This window comes from Christensenella minuta, from assembly GCF_003628755.1.
Classification (GTDB): Bacteria; Bacillota; Clostridia; order Christensenellales; family Christensenellaceae; genus Christensenella; species Christensenella minuta.
On sequence record NZ_CP029256.1, the window covers coordinates 1,567,730 to 1,589,091 of the forward strand.

Consider the following 21,362-nt stretch of genomic DNA (forward strand, 5'->3'; position numbering starts at 1 on the left):
TTAGTCACTTTTCAGGTTTGTATATCGAACTATTTGATAGATCCCTTCCGAAGGAAGTGCATTGACATTAGAAGAAATTATATCTCCGACCTCGCGCGCAGCCGCAAGTCCGGCAGCCACCGCGCTTTTAACTGCATCTGGAGGTCCCGCTAATTTCAGGGCAACAATCAAACCGATCCCTTCTTCTCCTTTCGTCCTCTCCATACCTACCAACCGTACGGCCGCTGCTTTCACAGCAGCATCCGCAGCCGTCATCGCACATACGAAACCATAAACTTCGATAATGCCACAGGCTTCCTTTTCAAAAGCAACCTGTTTCTCAAGATAGGAATTATCAAGATACATACGTGTCTGAGGATCAGGATTTGCCATAATTCGATATGCAATTACTTTATCCATTTGTCCTGCTATGGAGATGCCCGCCTGCACAGCCGCAGCGGCGGCGCTTACGCTTCCTCCCACAACAACCGTTATAAGGCCGCCGCCCATATCCTTCTTCACATCGATCAAAAGCGTATCTGCCGCTTTCATCATTGCATCCGTCACCGCAATACTTGACGCAAGCCCGCGTACCTCAAGCAGTCCAAGAGCTTCACCCATTTCCGCAGCTCTCCTTAAAATTTAACATCATCCTCAAAATTCCGGCTGATTCCCATTGCCGTATAACAGGCGCCCCACAATGAATTTTTTGCAATACGTCAATATTTTTTAACTATTTGATTTACATAGCTGGAGAAAATTTCTTTAAATATTTAAAAATCCAATCGCCCATCCACACAGTGCCAAAAATCAAACGGTTGAAATTTTAGCCGAATATCCTTTTCAATATATGGTTTGCAATAATGCAAAATTCCTTTCCCGTTAAAACAGGTAATTGCGAGATTGAGATATGTTTACCAGAATCTACTATTATATCCTCAGGTTCAATGCATACCATGCACTGCAGCTTGCCACACCGCCTCAATTACGATATGCTGGTGCAGTTCTGATTTTTCCAACCCCTTTGTAGAATATCGAATCAAACTTCTTCAATAGAAAACGTAACATGGTTATCCGGATCCGGGCAGCCAAGTCTAATTTTTCCTTTAACCGGTTCCCACCAAAAATCCGCATTACAAATCATTGCATTAATATAGGGCAGCAACCCCGAAAATGCCGGAATACAGATCCCTTCAGGAGTTTTATCCCCTTCTACATAAAAGGTCTCGCCTTCTGCATGCCGTGCAACGCAGGTTCCTTCTACACGTTCTACCGTAATTTTAAATCTCTTGAGCGGCGGCGGGGTTACTTTCCCAATCAGAGACTTGGCATCCCCTATCGAAGAATCATCCGCAAATTTAGGTGTACCTCCATTGTATACTGTTGTTTGGCCAATTGCGCTTTTTACTAATTGATCAAGTTCTGATTTGTTTACTTTCATATCAATGACCTCCTTGCTTTCTTTGATATTTGTATCTTAGCACTAAGTTATATTTATGTCAATATTATTTTTTGAAAATATTGAACTAAGCATTAAAAGTTATCGAAATACCCGCTTTTTCTCAATTTTAATGAATATATTCGTTTAAATTTATTTGTTTTGAATTTTATATAACGTTATTTATATAACTTATTATCAGGCGATTTTATTATAAAAAAACCCGCCCTTAAGGAGCGGGTTTTGCACACGGCGATTCTTTACAGCTGAAACGCCGCCTCGATCTCTTTTACCTCTTCCGGGGTAATGGTGTCCGGTTCGCCAAGCTGCTTGGCCGCAAGTACGGATTTTGCGGAATATTCCAGTACCTCCAACCGGTCGAACACATTGAGAAGTCCCGATCCCGCGATCACCACGCAGTCGTTGTCAATGATCTCTACCGGATTTTTCATAGAGATCGTATCGACCACCTGGTTGTGCTCGAGAAGGTTGGAGCCGTACGGCAGCCGCTGCACCTGCTTGAGCATAATATAACTTTCGGGGATCAGCCGCGCGTCAAACTCCGCCCCCGTGACTGCAAACGCCATAATATTCGGCGGATGCGCGATCGCTACCGCATTGATGTCCGGATGTTTTTCGTAAATCGCTTGATGCATCTTTACGGCCCGGGAAGGATTCTTGCCCTGTTCCTTGCGTCCGTTGCGGATATTTACGATATCCTCGGGTTCAAGGTACATCCTGTCTTTATTGTATGGCGTAATGATAAACGATCCGTCGGGCAGCCTGCGCGAAAAGGTGCCCTGTGTGGAAGTAAACAACTGCTGGTTATACGCCCGTCGGATAAATTTACACATCACCGAACGGTAGTAGCGCTCGGCCGAACCGTATTCTCCCGGATAATAATCCCCGAGCTGCGGGAAAGACCGCATATAATACAGGTTAAGCTCTTCCGGTGTAAGTATCCGCGGCTTTCCGAGCGGAGCGGCGTTGATCTCGATGCGCGCGCAATAATCCAGCGTCTCGAATTTCATAAATGCGTCGAACAGATTTTGCGCGCCCACAACAACCCCGTGGCTGGCCATCATCACGATATCCGACCCATCCTCAAATTTCTGCGCAATCAGGTTGCCCAGCTTCTTAGAGCCCGGCAACGCATAGCCCGCCGTCTGCACGTTGTTACAGATATAATTTACGCTTGCGATCATCTCTGTCTGCGGCCTCTTGTCGAGTGCGGAATATGCCACCAATGCCGGTGGGTGCGCGTGCAGCACCGCCTTCAGGTCCGGCCGTTTTTCGTACACCATCTTATGAAAAGGCAGCTCCACCGACGGCTTATGCGGACCGATCACCGTACCGTCCGGCTTCACCTGCATAATATCCTCGCGCGTCAGCGTTCCCTTGTCAATTGAACCAGGTGTGATCCAGATATCCCCGTCCGAGTCTTTGATCGAAAGATTCCCACCCGAGGTCGTCGTCATGCCAAACGCATAAATGCGCTCCATCATCATACAGATCTGGTCTGCGGGATGCAGCAAATGAAAATTCATCAGGATTCTCCTTTTTCAATCCCGCCGGGGCATCCCCCGCGGGAAGCATTCGCCCTTCTTACGCTTCCGTTTTCCTTTCACCCCTTAAGCGCCCAGCGGTACACGCCGAGGATGCTCTCTTCCGTCATATCCTTAGGGTTCCCGCCTGTACATACATCGCAGAAGGCCGACTTCGCCAGTTCCTCGAGGTCCTCCTCCTTCACGCCGATCTCGGCAAGCGTCTGCGGTATCTCCACCGAACGGGATAAAGCGCGTACCGCTTCAATTGCCGCCCTCCGGTATTCCTCCTGACTCATGTTATCCACATTCGCAACGCCCATCGCCCGGGCGATTTCGCGGTATTTTTCGCCCGTCGCATCCTGGTTATGCTCCATCACATAGGGCAGCAGGACCGCGTTGGCAACGCCATGCGGCGTATCGTAAAACGCCCCCAGCGGATGCGCCATCCCGTGCACCACGCCAAGACCCACGTTGGAAAAGCCCATACCTGCGATATATTGTGCGTTTGCCATCTCTTCCCTGGCTTTCATATCGCCGTTCACCGCATCCTTAAGGTTTTTCGCGATCATTTTGATCGCCTGCAGGTGAAACATATCCGTCATTTCCCATGCGCCTTTTGTAACATAGCCCTCAATGGCATGCGTCAGCGCGTCCATTCCCGTGGAGGCCGCAAGCCCGCGCGGCATGGAGGCCATCATTTCCGGATCGACAATGGCGATCTGCGGAATATCATGCACATCCACGCACACAAATTTCCGTTTTTTCTCTTCGTCCGTAATCACATAATTGATCGTCACCTCCGCCGCCGTGCCGGCTGTCGTGGGAATGGCGATCGTCGGCGCCGCTTTTCTAAGCGTATTTGCCGTACCCTCGAGGCTCACAACATCGGAAAACTCCGGGTTGCCGGCGATGATTCCCACTGCCTTTGCCGTGTCGATCGAGGATCCCCCGCCGACTGCGATCAGGTAGTCCGCGCCGCTTACACGAAATGCGTTTACCCCCCGTTTAACGATCTCCACCGTAGGATTCGCCTTCGCCTGGGAAAAAATATTATATGGCATACCGTTGGCATCCAGAAGCTCCGTTACCTTGGCGGCAACACCAAACTTCACCAGGTCGGCATCCGTTATGATGAGCGCCTTGCGGAACCCCCGCCGGCTGATCTCTGCCGGCAGGTTCGCAAGCGCTCCCTGTCCAAAATACGACGTTTCATTCAAAATTACTCTTTGCGGCATAATAGTAAACCTCCTTACGGTTGTACCGAGTCCAATCTTCCTTCTTTAACTTTATTGTAACCCCTTTGCAGATACCCTACAATAAAATATTAAAGAGAAAACATCAAATATTCCCGCATAAATCGGCCGGCCGCGTCCGCCGCACAATCGTACTATAAAAAACACCTCTGTTTCAAATAGAGGTGTTTAAGGTTCCGGAAAGCTACTTTTTGTATCTGATCCCAATTTCCTTGAAATGCGCCACACGGTCTTTGAGCTGCGGATATTCCCGCTTCATCTTATCCGAATAGATGCTTTCACTGGGATCGAGCGTCGCGGCGTTTTCATGTCCCACAAGCGCCCACGTATTATCCGAAAGGTGTTTGAACGCGTCATCCCGCTGCTTCATGCAAATAAAGCTCTGGCGCGGCTGATTGATATCTTCTCCGGAAATCTCAAAGAAATCAAGCTCCCTGCATTTATCCATCACGCGCGCAAGCTGCTCCATCGTATTACGCGAAGGCATGTAGGAGAGCGCTTCAAAACCAAGTTCCTTTACATAAAGAAAGAGATCGTCCAGATATTCGTCTTCAAATTTCTGCGCTTTTTTGTCGCCCGTCGGGGACTCGGCGACATCTCCAAGGTAACAGTAGGTTGGGATCACTCCGAGCGCGCGGGCATAATCCACAACCTTTTTCACCGGGAAGCTGTCCTCGCCCTGCGCGATGAAGAACCTCGGCACAAGCTCTGATTTAAGCACGTTCAGCACATCGTATTCATAGGCAAAAAATTCTGTGTCTTCAAGCATCTTCTTCACATTCGGCTTGAGGGCGATGCCCATATCATTTTCCAGGAAACGGATCAGCTTTTCTCCCCGGCCATACTTTTCGATCAGTTTTTTCGTGAGGCCGAATAATATGTGCCGCTCCGTGATGCTTCCCCCATCGCGCGCCATGGAAAGGGGTTCCACATCGGTTTCAAAATCAAGCGCGAGGCCATAGGGTTTCATAATCTCATTAAGCTTTTCTACCTGTTTTTTGTTCCGCTCATTACGCTTTGCGCGTATCTGGGAAAGCAACCCGTCCATCTCGCCGATCTTATTGTGCGGAAGGCCGTGAAGGGCAATATAGGCCACCGCCGGTTCGTCCGGGTTATTGAGAGTCCTCCCTTTGAACGGAGTGTCTGCAAAGCTCACGCGCACCTCGCAGCCAATGGTGGTGGTAATCCCCATGATCTCTCCCGCTTCGATAAACTCCCGTGCGCCGCTGATAGAATCGTGGTCAACGATACCCACCGTGCATAATCCGCTCATATAGGCATAATAAACTGCCGCTGCCGGCGAATAGGGTGAAAAGGAATACGTCGTATGGACGTGGTTATTGGTATCCGCAGTACGCCCGGGCTCTTCGATCTCCCCCGCATCGAGCATTGCTCGCAGCCCGCGCAGCGCCTCAAGGCGTATTTCTTTTTCCGGAGCGTTCAGTTCCTGCAATAATGTTTCCTTATTCATTGTTTTTCCTCCCTGTTTTGCTGCCCTCAACATTTTGTTATTTTTTCACATTATTTTTTGTTGAAAAGCACATATAAATCACATATAATCAAGAAGTAGTGTACAATTTGTTCAAATTTATTTTTACTATACCATGTTTACTGCGATTTTCAAAGAAAAATCGAAAACAAATTTCAGGAAAAGAGGTAGCGAAATTGGATCTTACGGAACTGGTAAAATTGTCAAACGATTACGGCAGCAACGAGGACTATGTCCTGGCGGGCGGCGGCAACACTTCCCTAAAGGATGACAGTGAAATGTACATCAAGGGTTCGGGCACAACGCTTGCGACCATAACCGCCGACGGCTTTGTGGGAATGGACCGCGCCAAACTCGACGCCATGATGACCGCCGACTATCCGCAGGGCGATAAGGAACGCGAGGCGGCTTCGCTTGCAGACATGATGGCAGCACGGTTGCCCGGTTTTGAAGAAAAACGCCCCAGTGTGGAGACCACGCTGCACAATCTCTTTCCCTTCCGGCTTATCCTGCACGTCCATCCCGCGCTTGTAAACGGGCTTACCTGTGGGCAGGACGGCGAAAAGATCGCGGCCGAGCTGCTGCCCGGCGAGTATGTGTGGATTCCGCTCTCCCGCCCCGGTTATGTGCTTTCACTGCTCTGCCGTGAAAAGCTGGCGGACTATAAGGCAAAATATGGCCGGGATGCACAGATCCTGTTGCTCCAGAATCACGGTATTTTTATTGCCGCCGATACGCGTAAAGAGATCGACACGCTGATGGACCATGTAATGGAACGCCTGCGCGGTAAGCTTAAGCGCATGCCGGATTTCTCGGGGGCGTCCTGCGATGCGGAAAGGGCGGGAGCCTTAAAACGCGAACTTGCCGCGCTTTATTCCCCGGAGGGAAAAGCAGACCTGCTGTGCAATAAGGAAATTCTATCCTTCGTTTCTTCACGGCATGCGTTCGCGCCTCTTTCCGCCGCGTTCACGCCCGACCACATCGTATACTGCAAGGCGGAATTCCTGTACACGGAATCCCCGGAGCTGATGGATGTAAAATTCCAGGAATTCATGGATAAAAAGGGATATGCGCCCAAGATAGTCTGCGTAAAAGGGTTCGGCGCTTTTGTTCTCGGGGATACGGAGAAGGAGATCGCCACCTCGAAGCTGTTATTCCTCGATGCGGTCAAGATTGCGGTCTATTCGGAAAGCTTCGGCGGGCCGCTTCATATGACCCCGGAGCTGATTGATTTCATTACCAACTGGGAAATGGAAGCATACCGCCAAAAGGTAAATAAGGCGTAGCGCCAGGAAGGGCCGGCCTCCCGCAGGGGACCGGCCTTTTTGATTTCACGGGTAAAAAGCAGTATAATATACGGGTATTTCAGCAGGGGAGGACAAAGTGATGGAAAATCTACGGCAGCTTGTATTAAAATTACGCTCGCTCGTTTTATTCCGCGGGCTTCTGGAAGACCCGGCCATACAAAAATTCATGGCGCTTGCGGACGAAGCGGAACAGGGCGATCCCGAAAAATGTGTGGCAGCGTATTCGGATTTTTGCGCGCGGCTTTTCGCGTGCAGGGTCAATTTCAGCGATTACATCCTGAATACGTTGCTGGAGAGCGAAAACCTTTACGCCCTGAAAAAAGGACGCGGGGAAAATGTGGAGCCGCAGCTTGAAAAATGCCTGAAAAACGAGCTTGCCATTTTGCAGGAGCTTGCGGGCATCCCAGCCGCGCAAATAAAACGGCTGCTTCCTTATGACGGCTTCCTGCCCGAGTGGGAAATTTCAGATCATAATTTTACACAGGTCTACAGGGACCGCATAGCGCACATTGGCACCCACGGCTTTGGGCCGTTCGTAAAGTATTATTTCTTTACGGTTGCGGAAGGCGGACTTGTCCCGGTAAAATATCCGGATGAAACACGGCTGTCCGAACTCTCCGGCTATGAATACGAACGCGGTTGCGTGGTCAAAAATACGCTCGCCCTGCTGAAGGGTAAACCCGCCGCCAACGTACTTTTGTATGGAGACAGCGGCACCGGGAAATCTTCCACCGTAAAGGCGGTGGTAAACGAATTTGCACAGCAGGGGCTCCGGCTGATTGAAATCAAAAAAAGCCAGCTGCGGATGATTCCAGCACTGATCGACAGCCTTGGAAAAAATCCGCTGAAATTCATACTATTTATCGACGACCTTTCCTTTACCCGAGACGACGACGATTTTGGCGCGCTCAAGGCAATTCTCGAGGGTTCCGTTTCTGCGCGCACCAAAAACCTTGCGGTCTACGCGACGAGCAACCGCCGCCACCTGGTACGCGAGACTTTTTCCGACCGCGAGGGCGACGAGGTGCACGCGAACGACACGGTCCAGCAGTTGACTTCCCTTTCCGACCGCTTCGGGCTGACGATCACTTTTTCCCGCCCGAACCGGGAGCAGTATTTTGGGATCGTCGACCACCTCGCGAAGCTTTACGGTGTTGTAATGGACACAGGCGAGCTGCACCGCCAGGCGGAAATTTACGCGCTCGAGCGGGGCGGACGTTCGCCGCGTGTGGCGAAGCAATTTTTGGAACAGGTACAGTCGTTGGGGGTCTAAAGCACACTTTTTTGATACGAAGAACAGTGTATTATTCTATATAATACAGTTGTAAAACATCTCTGTTGAGCGGTTTTTGGTCGTAATGGATAAAAAGGGCCGGGACCGGCTGAATCCCTGCCAAGAGACAAAGGATGGACTGTACCGGGTGGACGGAGTGAGTTGGAACGGCCGGGGAGAAATAAAACGGACGGAGCAGAGAGCAGGAGCGGCAAACAAAAAACATGTGGATTCGTACTAACCGAAGACCTGGCTGCTTTTGAGAACGCCGGTGAGGTCAAAGGGAGGGATGAAGCTTTCGCCTGCCGCCTCCCCTTCCTGGAGGAATCCATTTTCTATGCCGAGGCCGACCGCAAAATCGACCAGCGCATCATATTCCTCCGTCCGGACGTGCCTGCGCAATTCTTCCGGAAGCCGTTCTTTACATACGGGGGTATACTGGCTCATCAGGCTCAGCCAGATTTTGTTGCCATAGGTTTCATACAGATAGCGGACGACCGCCCGTGAATCTTCGAGGCAGCCAGGCAAAAGCAGATGCCGCACGATAACGCCCCGCCGCATCAAGCCCTTTTCATCAAATTCCGCCTCTCCCGCCTGGCGCACCATCTCGCGCAGGGCGCGTTTTGCCGCGAGCGGATAATCTGCCGCGCGGGAATACCGCCGGGCAAGGGATACGTCCATATATTTAAAATCCGTCAGGTAGATATCCACCAGTCCGTCCAAGCGGCGAAGCGCCTCCACACTTTCGTAGCCCGAACAATTATATACGATGGGAAGGGCGAGGCCGCGTTCCGCGGCGCGCGCAAGCGCCTCCATGATATGCGGGATATAGTGGGTCGGCGTAACGAGGTTGATATTTGCCGCGCCCTGCCCCTGCAATTCCAAAAAGATATCCGCAAGCCTGCCCGTGGAGACCTCAGCCCCGGCCTGCCCGCCGCTGATCTCGGCGTTTTGGCAATAAACACAGTGAAGCGGGCAATAGGAAAAAAAGACCGTACCCGAACCGACCGTGCCCGAAATGCACGGTTCTTCCCAAAAATGGAGCGCCGCACGCGCCACTTTGAGCCGCGCGTCCGCCCCGCATATTCCCGTTTCACCCGCCGTCCTGTCTGCTCCGCAAGCGTGCGGGCACAAGCGGCAGCGTTTCAGCAATGGTTCCATGAAACTATTATAGCATTTTTCGCATCTAAAACCGAATGCGTAATACAATTTCCTCGGCACACGATCTCCTGCTGAAATCCGTTGTTTTGAGGGGGGCAGATTATCCTGCGTGCAATGCCGCACAGGATGGGCTTCTATTCATTTTCCCACTGGATATACCGGGCGCAGTGCCCGCAAAATTTTTCCATAGCAGCCTCTTCTCTTCCGGCTGATTACTTTATTTTTTATTCCGGGACCAATAGTCCTATGCGTCAATAGTACATTATGTCCTGCCCTATAATAAAAGGAAAGTCTCCGAAAACAAGCATCTGTTCCTTTATTACACAGAACATATTCTTGCTTTGGGCGGGAGAAACCCTATGCGTAAATACATGGGGACAAATAAGGTATTGCCCACCCAAAGGCCGAATACTCTTTATTCATGTGTTGGAGAAAAAGCGTCTTCTATGATATAATAATGCTATTATTCATTTGAATTCATGATTGATTTATAGGAGAAGGATTTATGAAACGTGAAACGTGGGGATCACGCTCCAACTTTATTTTTGCGGCGATCGGGTCCGCGGTGGGTCTTGGAAACGCGTGGCGGTTTGCCGGGCAGGTATACCAGAACGGCGGCGGCGCATTTTTACTGCCGTACATCATTGCAATTTTTGCAATCGGCATTCCCGTCCTGATGATGGAGCTTGCCATCGGTAAAAAATACCGTTTAGGCGCACCCTCCGCATTTGCGGCCATGAACAAAAAATTTGAATGGATCGGCTGGGCCGGCGTCATTATCGCTTTTATCGTCGCCGCATATTACTCGACGCTGGTGGCTTGGGTCGTAAACTATATTTTCGCCTCTTTTACGATGGCATGGGGCGCCGACCCCGCTGGGTATTTCAACAACACCGTCCTCCAGCTGTCCGGAAGTCCAGGCCAGCTGGGCGGTTTTTCCCTGCCCGTGCTGATTGGCCTGCTGATTACATGGCTGGTGGTCATCTTCGCCATGCGCAAGGGCGTGGAAAAAATGGCGAAGCTTGTCAAATGGATCGTTATCATTCCCGTTATTATCCTTATCATTATGTGCATCCAGGCGGTGAGCATGCCCGGCGCGGCGGACGGCATCCGCTATTATATCACCCCGGACTGGTCGGCGCTCGGCAACTTCGACGTATGGCGGGCGGCGTTCGGACAGGTCGCCTACAGCATGAGCATCCTGTTTGCCCTCATGATAACTTATGGCAGCTTCCTTGAGAAGGGAAGCGACATTCCCAAAGACAGCATCGTGATCGGCCTTTCAGATATGGGAATCAGCCTGCTTGCGGGATTTGTGGTATTTTCCACGCTCGGCTACCTCTCGTTCCAAAGCGGCGTACCGATCGATGAAATGAACTACCAGGGCGTGATGCTTGCGTTCGTCACCTATCCGCAGGCGCTTTCGGTATTCCCGGGAGGACAGATCGTGGGCGTGATCTTTTCCCTGTTGTTCTTCATCATGCTGTTTGCGCTTGCAATCGACTCCCTGTTCTCCATCGTACAGGCCGTTTCAACCGCATTCTCGGATAAATTCAGGCTTCCCCCGCGCAAGGCGCTGTACATCACATGCGCTGCGTGCGCCGCACTTTCCCTGTTGTTTGCAACCAACGCGGGGCTTTACTGGCTCGATATCGTCGACCACTTCGTGAACGACGGCAACCTGCTCTTTATGGGTATCTTTGAAACGATTGCCATAGCATGGCTGTTTGGTATCAACAAGCTGCGCGAATTTATCAATTCCACAACCACAATCAAGATTGGCAGGTGGTGGAACGTACTGCTGAAATATGTTTGTCCTGTGGCGTTCCTTGTACTCGCCGCAAGCTTTCTGTATTCCAATATCAGGACTCCGTATGCCGGATACGAACAGCAATACCTGTTCATCGGCGGCTGGGTCCTGGTAATCGTGACCTTTGTGCTCGCGCTTATCATTCCCAAGCTGACAGGCCGGAAAAAAGAAACAGGTGAAGCGCTTTCATGATGACCATACTGCAAGTCATCCTTGCCGCCGTGCTGGTCGCGGTGGCGGTCAATTTTGTCTTCTATACGGGAAAGAACGAGCGCGTGCTGGCTATCGATGCACACCAGGATTTCATCGTACGTTACCCGCGCGTATTCCTTTGGCTTGCAGTCGTGTTTTTCTGTTTCCTCTCCTGCGTTCTTTTGTTCCTGCTGGTCTGGCACAGGCTCGGCTGGATCAGCATCATCCTCCTGTCGGTGCTCACGGCATGCGGCGTTTATGTTCTGCTGCTGGCGCTCGTGTGGCGCATCAAGGTATTTGCGGAATATATTGTCACATACAGCGTGTTTGGTGTAAAAAAACAGGTTTATTATAAAGACATCAAGCGCGTCGCCGTGACGAAAAAGCTTTTCTTTCTGGAGACGGCGCTCAAAAAATACAGGTTCAGCGCAAACGTGGTCTATCGTGAGGAGCTATTGATCCGCCTGCGCGAAAACCATGTGAACATCGAGCGGTATCTTTAGCCCACAGCGCCCCTTTCTTCATCCCGGTGACCGGAGGCCGCAAGGCGGGTTCGCCGCTGGTGTACGGAAGGGGTCTTTTTATGGAATTCAATGACAAAAAAATCGTAATCACCGGCGCTTCATCAGGCATCGGACTCGAGCTTTTAAAGGAGCTTGCAGCCGTACCCGGCACGCAGATCGCCGGCGTGGCGCGTCATACGGACGCAATCGCGGAGCTTGGGCTTCCGGGCGTGACAGCTCTTTCCTACGATATGTCCGGCCCCGGACATATCGACGCAATGCTCGGCGAAGCCCTCCGGCTATTGGGACGGATCGACGTATTTTTTGCCAACGCGGGCTTTGCCTATTACGGGGAAGCCAATACGGCCGACTGGACCCGTACGCAGGATATTTTTGCGGTAAACACTTATGCGCCCATCTACACCCTGCAAAAGCTTGCCGCCCTGCAAAAAGGCATGTCCTTTTCTTATGTAGTGACCGATTCCGCGCTTGCTAAGGCGGCGATCCCGGGGTTTGCTTATTATTCCGCAACAAAGTACGCGCTCGACGGTTTTTTTGAAGCGTACCGCTATGAGCAGCCGCACGATATCACGCTTTCCGTGGTCTATCCGGTGGCGACCAAAACAAATTTCTTCAAACGCGCCGCGGACGCCGCGCCCCTGCCCTTCCCCACGCAAACGCCCGTAGAGGTCGCGCGGGCAGTGATCCGTGGCGTCCGCAGGAAAAGAAAGAAAATCTATCCGTTCGCAAGTTTCGGCTTTTTCAACTGGCTGTGGAATTTTTTGCCTTTCCTGAAGAGCGGCTACCTTGCACTGGAAAACAATAAATTCCAGAAATGGAGAAAACGGCAACAAAATAAGCGGCGGGACCGTGAGTGATTCCACCTGTAAGGCGGACCGGGCAAGCGGACGGGTTCATGGTTGGTACCTGCTTCATTAACATTGACACCACAATTGAAAAAACATACAATGAAAGCATTGGAAAGAGACGTAAAACATGGACAGGAAAAAACTTGTCAATGAAAGTATTGACTATATTATGCAACATTTAGATGGGGAGTTATCATTTGATACCGTAGCAGCACACTTTTATATATCGAAATACCATTTTAGCCGAATTTTCAAGGAAGAAACCGGTGAAAGCGTTTATTCATTTATTAAACGTTGCAAGGTTGACCAAAGTGCAATCGATATGAAATTAAATCCAATGAAAGCAATCACAGACATTGGTTTAGATTACGGATATAGTGCATCCAATTATAGTTCAATATTTCGTAAACACCACAATACTTCTCCCAGTGTGTTCCGGCAATCAATACCAACGCAAAGTATGTCTGTTCCATTTACTCCGGAGAGAGTTGTTCACTTTAAAACTGCGGAAGAATATGACACTCATATAGAAGTTCAAGAACTAAACGACTTGTTTGTGCTATATGAACGGTTTATTGGGAACTATGTAGAGATAGAAAAACATTGGTATCAGTTATGATATATGTCAAGAGTTCGGACGCTTCCTGTATGGAAGCCGCTGTTTACGGGCTGCGCCAACGATGAATTTCAGGGCATAAAAAAGACCGCGCCGGAGAGTGTCTCCGCGCGGCTTTTTCCTTGCGGCTTTAAACTGTGAAACGCTTGATCGATTTTTTGGTCGTCTTTTCAAATTCCGTGTCGCGCACGTTGATTCTCTTAATTCGCTTGAAGACCGGCAGGGACCGGTTTACCGCGGCAAAATCCTGTTCGAGGCTCTCCTCGGCGCGCGTCCGCTCCGGTCCGTCGCCAAGGTAAACCTCGGCAACAAGACTCCTTTCATTCATCCCCTCTTCAAGCGGCGCATAGACCACGATTTCCAGGATATATGGAATATTCAGGCGGATAAAGTCTTCGATTTCCTCCGGGTAAATATTTTTTCCGTTGCTCAGGACGATCAGGTTCTTTTTTCTCCCCGTAATAAATAAATATCCCTCGCTGTCGATATGCCCGAGATCGCCGGTGCAAAACCATCCGTCCCGCATGACTTTCCCCGTCTCCGCTTCATTCTTGTAATACCCGAGCATCACATTATCTCCCCGCACAAGGATCTCGCCTTCCCCGTTTTCATCCTCGTCCACAATTTTAACCTCACAGCAAGGAATCGGCTTTCCGACCGAACCGTCCTTATAGGCATGGTTTCCGTTGACGGAAACAAGCGGGGAACATTCCGTGATCCCGTAGCCTGTGACCAGTAATATTCCAATATCGCGGAAAAATTTCATCAAACGTTCTGGCAGCGGCGCACCGCCGCATAAAAGAAGACTCAGCCTGCCCCCGAAAAGCTCCTTTATAGCCGCAAAATATTCCCCGCGGCGGTCTTCGCCGCGCGCGAACTCTTCCCGGCTCTTTTGAAGCAGGGCCGTAAACGCCTCTTCCCCGCCGTTTTTTTGCTGCACCTCTTTGCGTATCATATACTCCAGGCGTTCAATAAAAAGCGGCACGAGAAATACCGCATCCGGCCGGAACAGCTTCAGGTTGTCGGCAAAGTACCGCAGGCTGTTGTTGATGCAGATGGTCGTCCCGTTTTCGATCATCATCACGATTCCGTGCGTACATTCAAACGAATGGTGTACCGGCAGGACGGAAAGGCATACTTCGCCGATCTCAAGGTAGGCGAGGCCGCCCTCGGCCGCCGCGAGGATACTTTTATGGGTGAGCATGACTCCCTTGCTTTTTCCGGTCGTCCCCGATGTGAACAGGAGCGCGCACATTTCCGTTTCGTCTATTTCGCGCTCTTCATAGCCGTTCCGCATTTTTTGGCCTGCAAGCTCGTAAAAACTCCGGGCGAACGATCCGGGCCTGCCCTTCATATCAATAAAACACCTTATCCCCGGCACGGAAGGTTTGATGTTTTTCATCGTATCGAAATACTCGTCCGCAAAGATGACGCATTCCGCTTCACTTTCCCGGAGGATCACCGCGATTTCGTCATCCTGCAATTCCTTATCGATCGGCACGGCTATGCCGACGCCGCATACCACTGAAAAATAAGAAACCAACCATTCATAACTGGTCGGTCCGATCACGGCTACTTTTTTGCCGGCTAACCCCAGCCCCAGCAAGGCGTCGCCAAACGCATTCATATCGCGCATAAACGCCTCGTGTTTGATTCCCTTTACCTGCCTGTCCTCCGTACGGACGCGCAGCATATCGCGGTCCCCATAAGAGTTCCGCGCATGGAGAAGCATTTCCCGCAGATTTTTTTCTTTTTTCAGCGGCGCAGCTTTTTGATGCATATCCACTTTAATTCCCCCGACTTTAAATGATTCATAATTTTCTCCTATCTGTTTGTTACTTTTATTGTAACACTAATCGCCCGTAAATAATCCATTCCTGCAAAATAAATATTTTGCGGTTTTATTTGACATTCTTACGGCATTATGGTATAGTAAGCAAATATTAATGTATTTGATTGACCTCGTATTTGTGTAAATCGTCGTTCGTCATGGTTTACAGAAATATGAGGTTTTTCTTTTTGCATTGGATATAATTTTATTTTGGGAGGTACCACAATGAATAATGGTACAGTAAAATGGTTTAACGCAGAAAAAGGATATGGCTTCATCACAAACGACAGCACCGGCGAGGACGTATTCGTACACTTTTCCTCAATCCAGACGGAAGGCTACAAGTCCTTGAATGACGGACAGCAGGTCACGTTTGATACGGAGATCGACGCGAGAAGCAACAAAGTAAGAGCCTGCAACGTCTGTGCACTCTAAACCAAAACAAAGCAGCCGGAAAATCCGGCTGTTTTTTTATGTCCGGACATCACAAAAGGCCATGGGCTTTTCCCATGGCCTTTTTCCGAACGGGAGGAGCCTCCTTTCGTCCGGATGCTATTTATTCTGTGGATTTTGCGGCCCCTTTGCAGCCCGGGCCGCATCCGCTGCCGCGTCCGCCCCTTTCGGCGCAGCACCCGCAGCGGCAGCTGCGGTTTTCGCCGTACCCGCAGCAGCCTGCGCCGCCTGCGTTCCGGCTTCCGCTTCACTGTCCTGTACCGGAGGCATTTTCATGCCCGGAGGAAGCGGATTTTTCTTCCTCATGAAGTGGTATATGATAAACGGTATGAATACCACTACGACAAAGCTTATAATAAGGATCGTCAGATACTCCGTGGATGCGTTCGCGCCCGTAAGCTGGGACGGGGGCACAAACGAGATCACCAGTGCAAAGACCGACATGATAAGCCCTACGACAGCCATCAGCAGTTTGACGGGCTTTTTCTTTGAAATTTCAAAAGCCCTCGGCAGATCACTGTGTTTTCTTGCCAGCTTGATATACGCCAGAAAGAAAATAATGTAGCCCACGATGTAGATGATGACCGTCAGCGAGATCGCCGTGAAGAACGAAACGTTGCTTCCGCCGCCGCCGAACGTCAGGACCGCCGCCCAGATCGTTACGATCACGCCCTGCAGAAGCAGGAACTTGGTGGGAACGCCGTGCTTGTTCGTTTCAGACAGCTTCTTCGGGAGAAGTCCGTTTTTACCGGCTTCGAGCATACCCCAGGAAGGACCGACCACCCACGCGGATACTTCCGCGATGACGCCGACCGCGATCAAGACCGCGATGACGCTTACAATCCAGTCCATACCCGTTCCAAAGTGGTGCACAAGGCCTTCAAAGCCCTGAATAACGCCCGTGGAGAGGCCAAGCTGGCTTTCCGGTACGACTGCCGCAATAGATGTTCCGCCTATCGTATTGAGGATAATCGCAAGAATGACCAGTATGATGATCGCAAGGGGATAATCCTTCTTTACATTTTTCATTTCGTTGGCGTGCGTTGCCGATGCTTCAATACCGGCGTAGGCCAGGATGAAGGATACGAACACAACCAGCGTGTTGAGCTTAGTGAAATCCGGGATCAGCGCCTTTGCGTCAATCGGCACAAGACTCTTCCCTCCTGTCGTAAAGAAGCCTATCGCCAGGGCGAACAGCACGATGGCCGGGATCATAATACCGAATATAAAACCGATTTTTGAGATCTTGGCGGTTAGTTTCGTCCCTTTGAACTGCGAGAACGTCAGCGCCCAGAAGATCACCAGTACACCGATGAATTTGATTGCGGGATTATTGTTGAGCGCATCCCAGTGGAGCACATAGGAAAGGGCGCCGAGGATGAAATAGATCATCGTGACGAATCCTACCGTGATTTGGAACCACTGGAAGAATATATTTGCAAAGCCCCATTTTTCACCGAGCATGTTCCCCGACCAGGTGTAGACGCCGCCGGTGTCCCAGCCCTTGACTGTCGCCATTTCAGCGGACGACATTGCCACGGGCAGGAACCAGAGTATCCCTGCCAGAATCAGGAAAAATACCAGTGAGAAACCGGAGGATGCAAACGTCGGATATTCGTAGACGGTCATGACCATAGAAGCCGTGATCGCAAAAAAACCGAATAGTGTCAAATGCTTCTTGCCGTTTGCGGCTGGTGCAGCACTTTTCATATCGTTACCTCCTTGGGAAAAGAAATCCTTTTCCGTATTCTTTCTCTTGATATGGAATCCTGCTCCGCGGCATTCCTGCCGCGGAGCAAAATCCTCAAAACTCGTTTTATGCTGGGAACAGACGCTTCTTTGCCATGAAACAAAAAGCGCCTGCTCCTTTTACCCTGCGAAGCCATACCCCGCAGGAATTCCCTGCTTAATGGGTGAAGCCCTGCGCGCCTGTCTTCTGCTTGCCGGGCGCTTCTTCCCGGGTGTTCTTTTCCAGATATTCGATCGCCATCTTCATATCCTGAATGAGCGAATCCGCCATATTATAGGAGAGGTCGGCACGGACAACATACCGCTGGATCAGAACGTTGGTCATGTTCTCGGGCAGCGTGTATGCCGGCACCTGCCAGCCCTTCATTGCGAGCCTGTCGGCCAATTCATACAGAGTCCATTTATGCTTGCTCGGGTCTTTCAGTTTATAGCAGATGACCGGGATGTTGCTGCCGTCGTTGTATATCTCAAAGATACCGAAATCCTTGATGGCTTGCGTCAAATGCAGACCGACGTCCCTCGTATGGCCCTGAACGAGCCTGAGACCTTCGAGGCCATAACGCATAAAGATGTAATATTGGCCGATGATCTGGCTTCCCGAACGGGAGAAGTTGATCGCCATTGTCGGTTGTTCGCCGCCTAAATAGTTAACATAGAAAATCAGGCGTTCCGGCAGGTATTCTTTGCTCTTCCACAGAACCCAGCCGATACCGGGATATACGAGGCCGTATTTATGACCGGACGTATTGATGGAGTGAACGTTCTTAAGACGGAAATCCCATTCGAGGGCTGGGTGGACAAACGGTACGAAGAGGCCGCCCGAAGCGCCGTCTACATGGATGCCGATCGGCACCTTTGCCGTTTTATTATGCTCTTCCACAAGCTGGTCGAGCTTTTTGATATCGTCGAATTTGCCGGTATAGGTGATGCCAAGAATCCCAACGATACCGATGGTATAATCGTCAACATAATCCATAACCGTATCCATATTCATGCTCATATGCTGTTCATCGAGAGGCACGAGGCGCATTTCGATATCCCAGTATACGCAGAATTTTTCCCAGCAGACCTGATAGCCGGAGGAAATGACCAGGTTCGGTTTCTTTGCATTGATGTCGATCCCTGCTTTTTCAGCGAGGTCACGCCAGCGGAATTTCATTGCCATCCCGCCGAGCATACACGCTTCGGAGGAACCTACCGTCGAAGTGCCCATCGCCTGGCCTTCGGGAGCGTTCCAGATATCCGCAATAATGTTTACGCAGCGGTTTTCCACTTCCGTCATCTGCGGATATTCGGATTTATCAATGGCGTTTACGGCAAGCGTTTCCGCCATCAGCTTCGTTGCTTCGGGTTCCATATACGTCTGGCAGAACGTTGCGAGGTTCTGTCTTGCATTTCCTTCGTCGATCAGCTCGTCCTTGATTAGGCGGTACGCCACTTCGGCCGGTACCGATTTTTCATTCAGCGCGTTTTTGGGCATCGCTTCATCTGCCTCATATACCGCGAGATTGGGGGATACGATCTTATCTTCTTTCAAAGGCTTGTTGATGTGTAACATTTTTTCATCACTCCTAAATTAGTAATAGATTTTGGACTGGCGTTCACATTGTGAACTGTTCATGAACAACTATGCTATATTTAACGCGCCCCCCGAAATTTAAACTGGCTTTGCAAAATTTTAATTTATGACCGAAAAGGTTAGCCGTCACGATAATGCCTTGTTTTTCTTTCTTGCGCGAAAGGCTTCATTTTCAATTCATAATAGTGCTATACTATTATAGGGACGGTAGGCGGCCGGGCAGTACGGCAATAAAAATTTTACGATGCGGAGTGTTCTTATGTTTCACATACTCGTTGCGGAAGACGACAAAAATTTAAGGCGGCTGATGGCCGCTTATCTGGAACAGAGCGGTTACGAGGTGTATCACGCCGAGGACGGCGAGGCCGCGCTTTCCATTCTCGATTCCACACATATCGACCTTATCATCAGTGACATCATGATGCCGAATATGGACGGTTATGAACTCATCGAGGAGCTTCGCAACGCGGGGTTCACCCTGCCCGTGCTTATGGTGACGGCAAAAGAAACGTTTGAGGACAAGAAAAAAGGATTTTTGGTGGGCACGGACGATTACATGGTCAAGCCCATCGATATGGACGAAATGCTGCTGCGGGTGGCGGCGCTGCTGCGGCGGGCAAATATTGCCAACGAGCACAAGCTGCAACTTGGCGACGGCGTCCTGCTCGATTACGACAGCCTCACCGTACGCGCGCACGGCAAGCTTTTCGAGCTGCCCAAAAAGGAATTTTACCTGCTCTTCAAGCTGCTTTCCTACCCCAAAAAGATCTTTACGCGCCAGCAATTGATGGATGAAATTTGGGGAATGGACGCTGAGGCGGACGAGCGCACAGTGGATGTGCACATCAAGCGCCTGCGCGAAAAATTCGAGAACCTCCCCGAATTCAAGATTATTACGATCCGGGGACTCGGTTATAAGGCGGAACGGTACGTATGAGGCATTTTCGCTCAATTCAGATGAAATTTATGTTCGTCTTTATCGGCATCCTGCTGATCGCGTGTATTGCCGCGATGCTGCTTGCGTCCGGTTTTGTGCAAAAATCTATTTTGAGCGAAATGAAAAGCCAGATCATGACGACCGCAAACAATATCGTAAGGCTGGCGGACACCGACCTCGATATGAATGAGATCATTGAAACCGTATCCAATTCATTCTATTCCATCAGCGTTTACGATGCCAGTGAGACTACGCTTCCCAAGGGCGTGACTCCCGAAACGCTTTCCACGCTGGAAGAGGATACGGTTTATTTTGCGCCGCAGGAGAAGAACATTTTTCCCTATGCGCTTCTTCGCGTACGCGATTCCTATGTAATCATGACGCCGCACTCGGACAACAATGAACTGGTGAATTTCCGCAGCAGCGCGATCACGGCCCTGCTCTTTTGCGCGATGATAGGCGCGATGCTGATGTTGGTGGCAGTCATGCAGGTCACCAAGCCGGTAAAGCGGCTTACCCGGGCGACCAAGGAGGTTGCCAAGGGAAATTTTGACGTGACGGTCGACTATGAATCGTGCGACGAGGTGGGGCAGCTTGCGCATCATTTCAACCTGATGACGCGCGAGCTTAAGAACATGGAATATCTGCGCAAGGACTTCGTGAGCAACGTATCGCACGAATTTAAAACGCCGATCGCTTCTATACAGGGTTTTGCGCGGCTGCTTAAATCCAAGGACCTCACGAAGGAAGAGTTTGACGAATATACGGATGTAATTATCAGCGAGAGCGGGCGGCTCGCAAAATTATCTTCAAACCTGCTGCGGCTGTCACGCCTGGAAAACCAGGCCATTCCCGAACAGGAAACGGAATTTTCACTCGACGAGCAAATCCGCAAGACGATCCTGCTGCTGGAAAACGATTGGAGCAAAAAGAACCTCGACCTTGACATCGATATGCAGGACGTAATGTATCTGGGCAATGAGGAAATGCTCCAACAGGTATGGATTAACCTGATTTCCAACGCGATCAAATTTTCGCACGACGGCGGACTGCTGCGTGTGTGCCTCGAAAAGGACGGTGGCTTTGCGAACGTTGAAATTACAGACAACGGCGCGGGTATTTCCGAGGAAGCCCTGCCCCGTATTTTCGAGAAATTTTACCAGGGAGATCCTTCCCATTCCAAGCAGGGAAACGGTCTTGGCCTTGCGATCGTAAAGCAGATCCTGCAAAGCTGCGGCGGCGAGATTTCCGTGGAAAGCGAAGTGGGAAAAGGCACGCGTTTCACCGTGCGTCTGCCCCTGCCGGAAAACCCAAAGAAAAAGGCATGAGCCTTTTTTCACAAATTCACCTTGCAATAGAGCCGTTTTTTTTGTATA

Annotated in this window: 18 protein-coding genes; 9 read left to right on the forward strand and 9 right to left on the reverse strand. The window is 50.4% G+C overall.

The genetic code is table 11. The annotated features are described in order from the left end of the window. The 5 genes from B1H56_RS07455 to B1H56_RS07475 all read right to left on the reverse strand — a co-directional run bounded on the left by B1H56_RS07455 (position 1) and on the right by B1H56_RS07475 (position 5,688). A complete protein-coding gene (locus B1H56_RS07455) occupies positions 1-600 on the reverse strand; it encodes a BMC domain-containing protein (protein ID WP_066523417.1) in 600 nt (199 codons plus the stop codon). Between the two features lie 418 nt (positions 601-1,018). Continuing rightward, on the reverse strand, positions 1,019-1,420 hold the full coding sequence (locus B1H56_RS07460; RefSeq protein ID WP_066523418.1) for a TIGR04076 family protein: 402 nt from the start codon (positions 1,418-1,420) through the stop codon (positions 1,019-1,021). A gap of 257 nt (positions 1,421-1,677) precedes the next feature. Beyond that, positions 1,678-2,964 (reverse strand): class II aldolase/adducin family protein, encoded by a 1,287-nt coding sequence (locus tag B1H56_RS07465; RefSeq protein ID WP_066523419.1) that lies wholly within the window; start codon positions 2,962-2,964, stop codon positions 1,678-1,680. A 77-nt stretch (positions 2,965-3,041) separates the two neighbouring features. Beyond that, positions 3,042-4,199, reverse strand: a complete 1,158-nt coding sequence (gene fucO / locus B1H56_RS07470) for a lactaldehyde reductase (protein WP_066523420.1) — start codon at positions 4,197-4,199, stop codon at positions 3,042-3,044. Positions 4,200-4,401: 202 nt separating this feature from the next. Continuing rightward, positions 4,402-5,688, reverse strand: coding sequence for a PHP domain-containing protein (locus B1H56_RS07475; protein WP_066523421.1), 1,287 nt, complete (start codon positions 5,686-5,688; stop codon positions 4,402-4,404). A 194-nt stretch (positions 5,689-5,882) separates the two neighbouring features. Here B1H56_RS07475 and B1H56_RS07480 point away from each other — a divergent pair, with 194 nt between their 5' ends. Both B1H56_RS07480 and B1H56_RS07485 read left to right on the forward strand, forming a co-directional pair. Next, on the forward strand, positions 5,883-6,992 hold the full coding sequence (locus B1H56_RS07480; protein WP_066523422.1) for a class II aldolase/adducin family protein: 1,110 nt from the start codon (positions 5,883-5,885) through the stop codon (positions 6,990-6,992). A gap of 100 nt (positions 6,993-7,092) precedes the next feature. Continuing rightward, entirely contained in the window at positions 7,093-8,286 is a 1,194-nt protein-coding gene (locus tag B1H56_RS07485) for an ATP-binding protein (protein ID WP_066523423.1), read from the forward strand. Positions 8,287-8,523: 237 nt separating this feature from the next. Here B1H56_RS07485 and B1H56_RS07490 read toward each other — a convergent pair whose 3' ends face one another. Then, on the reverse strand, positions 8,524-9,447 hold the full coding sequence (locus tag B1H56_RS07490) for a radical SAM protein (protein ID WP_066523441.1): 924 nt from the start codon (positions 9,445-9,447) through the stop codon (positions 8,524-8,526). A 505-nt stretch (positions 9,448-9,952) separates the two neighbouring features. Between B1H56_RS07490 and B1H56_RS07495 the strand changes: the two genes are divergently transcribed. The 4 genes from B1H56_RS07495 (at position 9,953) to B1H56_RS07510 (ending at position 13,440) form a co-directional block, all read left to right on the forward strand. Beyond that, positions 9,953-11,449 carry a sodium-dependent transporter gene (locus B1H56_RS07495; protein ID WP_066523424.1) on the forward strand — a complete coding sequence of 499 codons (1,497 nt, stop codon included), beginning with the start codon at positions 9,953-9,955 and terminating at the stop codon, positions 11,447-11,449. Then, positions 11,446-11,952 (forward strand): hypothetical protein, encoded by a 507-nt coding sequence (locus B1H56_RS07500; protein WP_066523425.1) that lies wholly within the window; start codon positions 11,446-11,448, stop codon positions 11,950-11,952. The genes B1H56_RS07495 and B1H56_RS07500 overlap by 4 nt, the downstream gene beginning before the upstream one ends. A gap of 80 nt (positions 11,953-12,032) precedes the next feature. After that, entirely contained in the window at positions 12,033-12,830 is a 798-nt protein-coding gene (locus B1H56_RS07505; RefSeq protein ID WP_066523426.1) for an SDR family NAD(P)-dependent oxidoreductase, read from the forward strand. A 118-nt stretch (positions 12,831-12,948) separates the two neighbouring features. Continuing rightward, the gene (locus B1H56_RS07510) at positions 12,949-13,440 is read left to right on the forward strand and encodes a helix-turn-helix transcriptional regulator (RefSeq protein WP_242861986.1); all 492 of its coding nucleotides are present in this window, start codon (positions 12,949-12,951) and stop codon (positions 13,438-13,440) included. Between the two features lie 127 nt (positions 13,441-13,567). Here B1H56_RS07510 and B1H56_RS07515 read toward each other — a convergent pair whose 3' ends face one another. Further along, entirely contained in the window at positions 13,568-15,217 is a 1,650-nt protein-coding gene (locus tag B1H56_RS07515) for an AMP-dependent synthetase/ligase (protein WP_066523442.1), read from the reverse strand. Between the two features lie 276 nt (positions 15,218-15,493). On the opposite strand from B1H56_RS07515, the gene B1H56_RS07520 reads away from it, so the two are divergent. Then, the gene (locus B1H56_RS07520) at positions 15,494-15,703 is read left to right on the forward strand and encodes a cold-shock protein (RefSeq protein ID WP_066523427.1); all 210 of its coding nucleotides are present in this window, start codon (positions 15,494-15,496) and stop codon (positions 15,701-15,703) included. A 117-nt stretch (positions 15,704-15,820) separates the two neighbouring features. Here the strand turns inward: B1H56_RS07520 and B1H56_RS07525 are convergent, their stop codons facing one another. Continuing rightward, positions 15,821-17,431 (reverse strand): amino acid permease, encoded by a 1,611-nt coding sequence (locus B1H56_RS07525; protein WP_082771016.1) that lies wholly within the window; start codon positions 17,429-17,431, stop codon positions 15,821-15,823. A 196-nt stretch (positions 17,432-17,627) separates the two neighbouring features. Beyond that, positions 17,628-19,028 (reverse strand): glutamate decarboxylase, encoded by a 1,401-nt coding sequence (locus tag B1H56_RS07530; RefSeq protein WP_066523428.1) that lies wholly within the window; start codon positions 19,026-19,028, stop codon positions 17,628-17,630. A gap of 280 nt (positions 19,029-19,308) precedes the next feature. Between B1H56_RS07530 and B1H56_RS07535 the strand changes: the two genes are divergently transcribed. After that, complete coding sequence (locus tag B1H56_RS07535; RefSeq protein ID WP_066523429.1) at positions 19,309-19,986, forward strand: response regulator transcription factor; 678 nt, start codon at positions 19,309-19,311, stop codon at positions 19,984-19,986. After that, positions 19,983-21,314, forward strand: a complete 1,332-nt coding sequence (locus tag B1H56_RS07540) for a HAMP domain-containing sensor histidine kinase (protein WP_066523430.1) — start codon at positions 19,983-19,985, stop codon at positions 21,312-21,314. The genes B1H56_RS07535 and B1H56_RS07540 overlap by 4 nt, the downstream gene beginning before the upstream one ends. Positions 21,315-21,362 lie beyond the last annotated feature (48 nt).

Coding starts and splice junctions, on each gene's coding strand:
- B1H56_RS07515 (WP_066523442.1), bottom strand. CDS start 15,217: ATGCATCAAAAAGCTGCGCCGCTGAAAAAAGAAAAAAATCTGCGGGAA.
- B1H56_RS07465 (WP_066523419.1), bottom strand. CDS start 2,964: ATGAATTTTCATTTGCTGCATCCCGCAGACCAGATCTGTATGATGATG.
- fucO (WP_066523420.1), bottom strand. CDS start 4,199: ATGCCGCAAAGAGTAATTTTGAATGAAACGTCGTATTTTGGACAGGGA.
- B1H56_RS07520 (WP_066523427.1), top strand. CDS start 15,494: ATGAATAATGGTACAGTAAAATGGTTTAACGCAGAAAAAGGATATGGC.
- B1H56_RS07540 (WP_066523430.1), top strand. CDS start 19,983: ATGAGGCATTTTCGCTCAATTCAGATGAAATTTATGTTCGTCTTTATC.
- B1H56_RS07490 (WP_066523441.1), bottom strand. CDS start 9,447: ATGGAACCATTGCTGAAACGCTGCCGCTTGTGCCCGCACGCTTGCGGA.
- B1H56_RS07535 (WP_066523429.1), top strand. CDS start 19,309: ATGTTTCACATACTCGTTGCGGAAGACGACAAAAATTTAAGGCGGCTG.
- B1H56_RS07485 (WP_066523423.1), top strand. CDS start 7,093: ATGGAAAATCTACGGCAGCTTGTATTAAAATTACGCTCGCTCGTTTTA.
- B1H56_RS07455 (WP_066523417.1), bottom strand. CDS start 600: ATGGGTGAAGCTCTTGGACTGCTTGAGGTACGCGGGCTTGCGTCAAGT.
- B1H56_RS07525 (WP_082771016.1), bottom strand. CDS start 17,431: ATGAAAAGTGCTGCACCAGCCGCAAACGGCAAGAAGCATTTGACACTA.
- B1H56_RS07475 (WP_066523421.1), bottom strand. CDS start 5,688: ATGAATAAGGAAACATTATTGCAGGAACTGAACGCTCCGGAAAAAGAA.
- B1H56_RS07510 (WP_242861986.1), top strand. CDS start 12,949: ATGGACAGGAAAAAACTTGTCAATGAAAGTATTGACTATATTATGCAA.
- B1H56_RS07500 (WP_066523425.1), top strand. CDS start 11,446: ATGATGACCATACTGCAAGTCATCCTTGCCGCCGTGCTGGTCGCGGTG.
- B1H56_RS07505 (WP_066523426.1), top strand. CDS start 12,033: ATGGAATTCAATGACAAAAAAATCGTAATCACCGGCGCTTCATCAGGC.
- B1H56_RS07495 (WP_066523424.1), top strand. CDS start 9,953: ATGAAACGTGAAACGTGGGGATCACGCTCCAACTTTATTTTTGCGGCG.
- B1H56_RS07460 (WP_066523418.1), bottom strand. CDS start 1,420: ATGAAAGTAAACAAATCAGAACTTGATCAATTAGTAAAAAGCGCAATT.
- B1H56_RS07530 (WP_066523428.1), bottom strand. CDS start 19,028: ATGTTACACATCAACAAGCCTTTGAAAGAAGATAAGATCGTATCCCCC.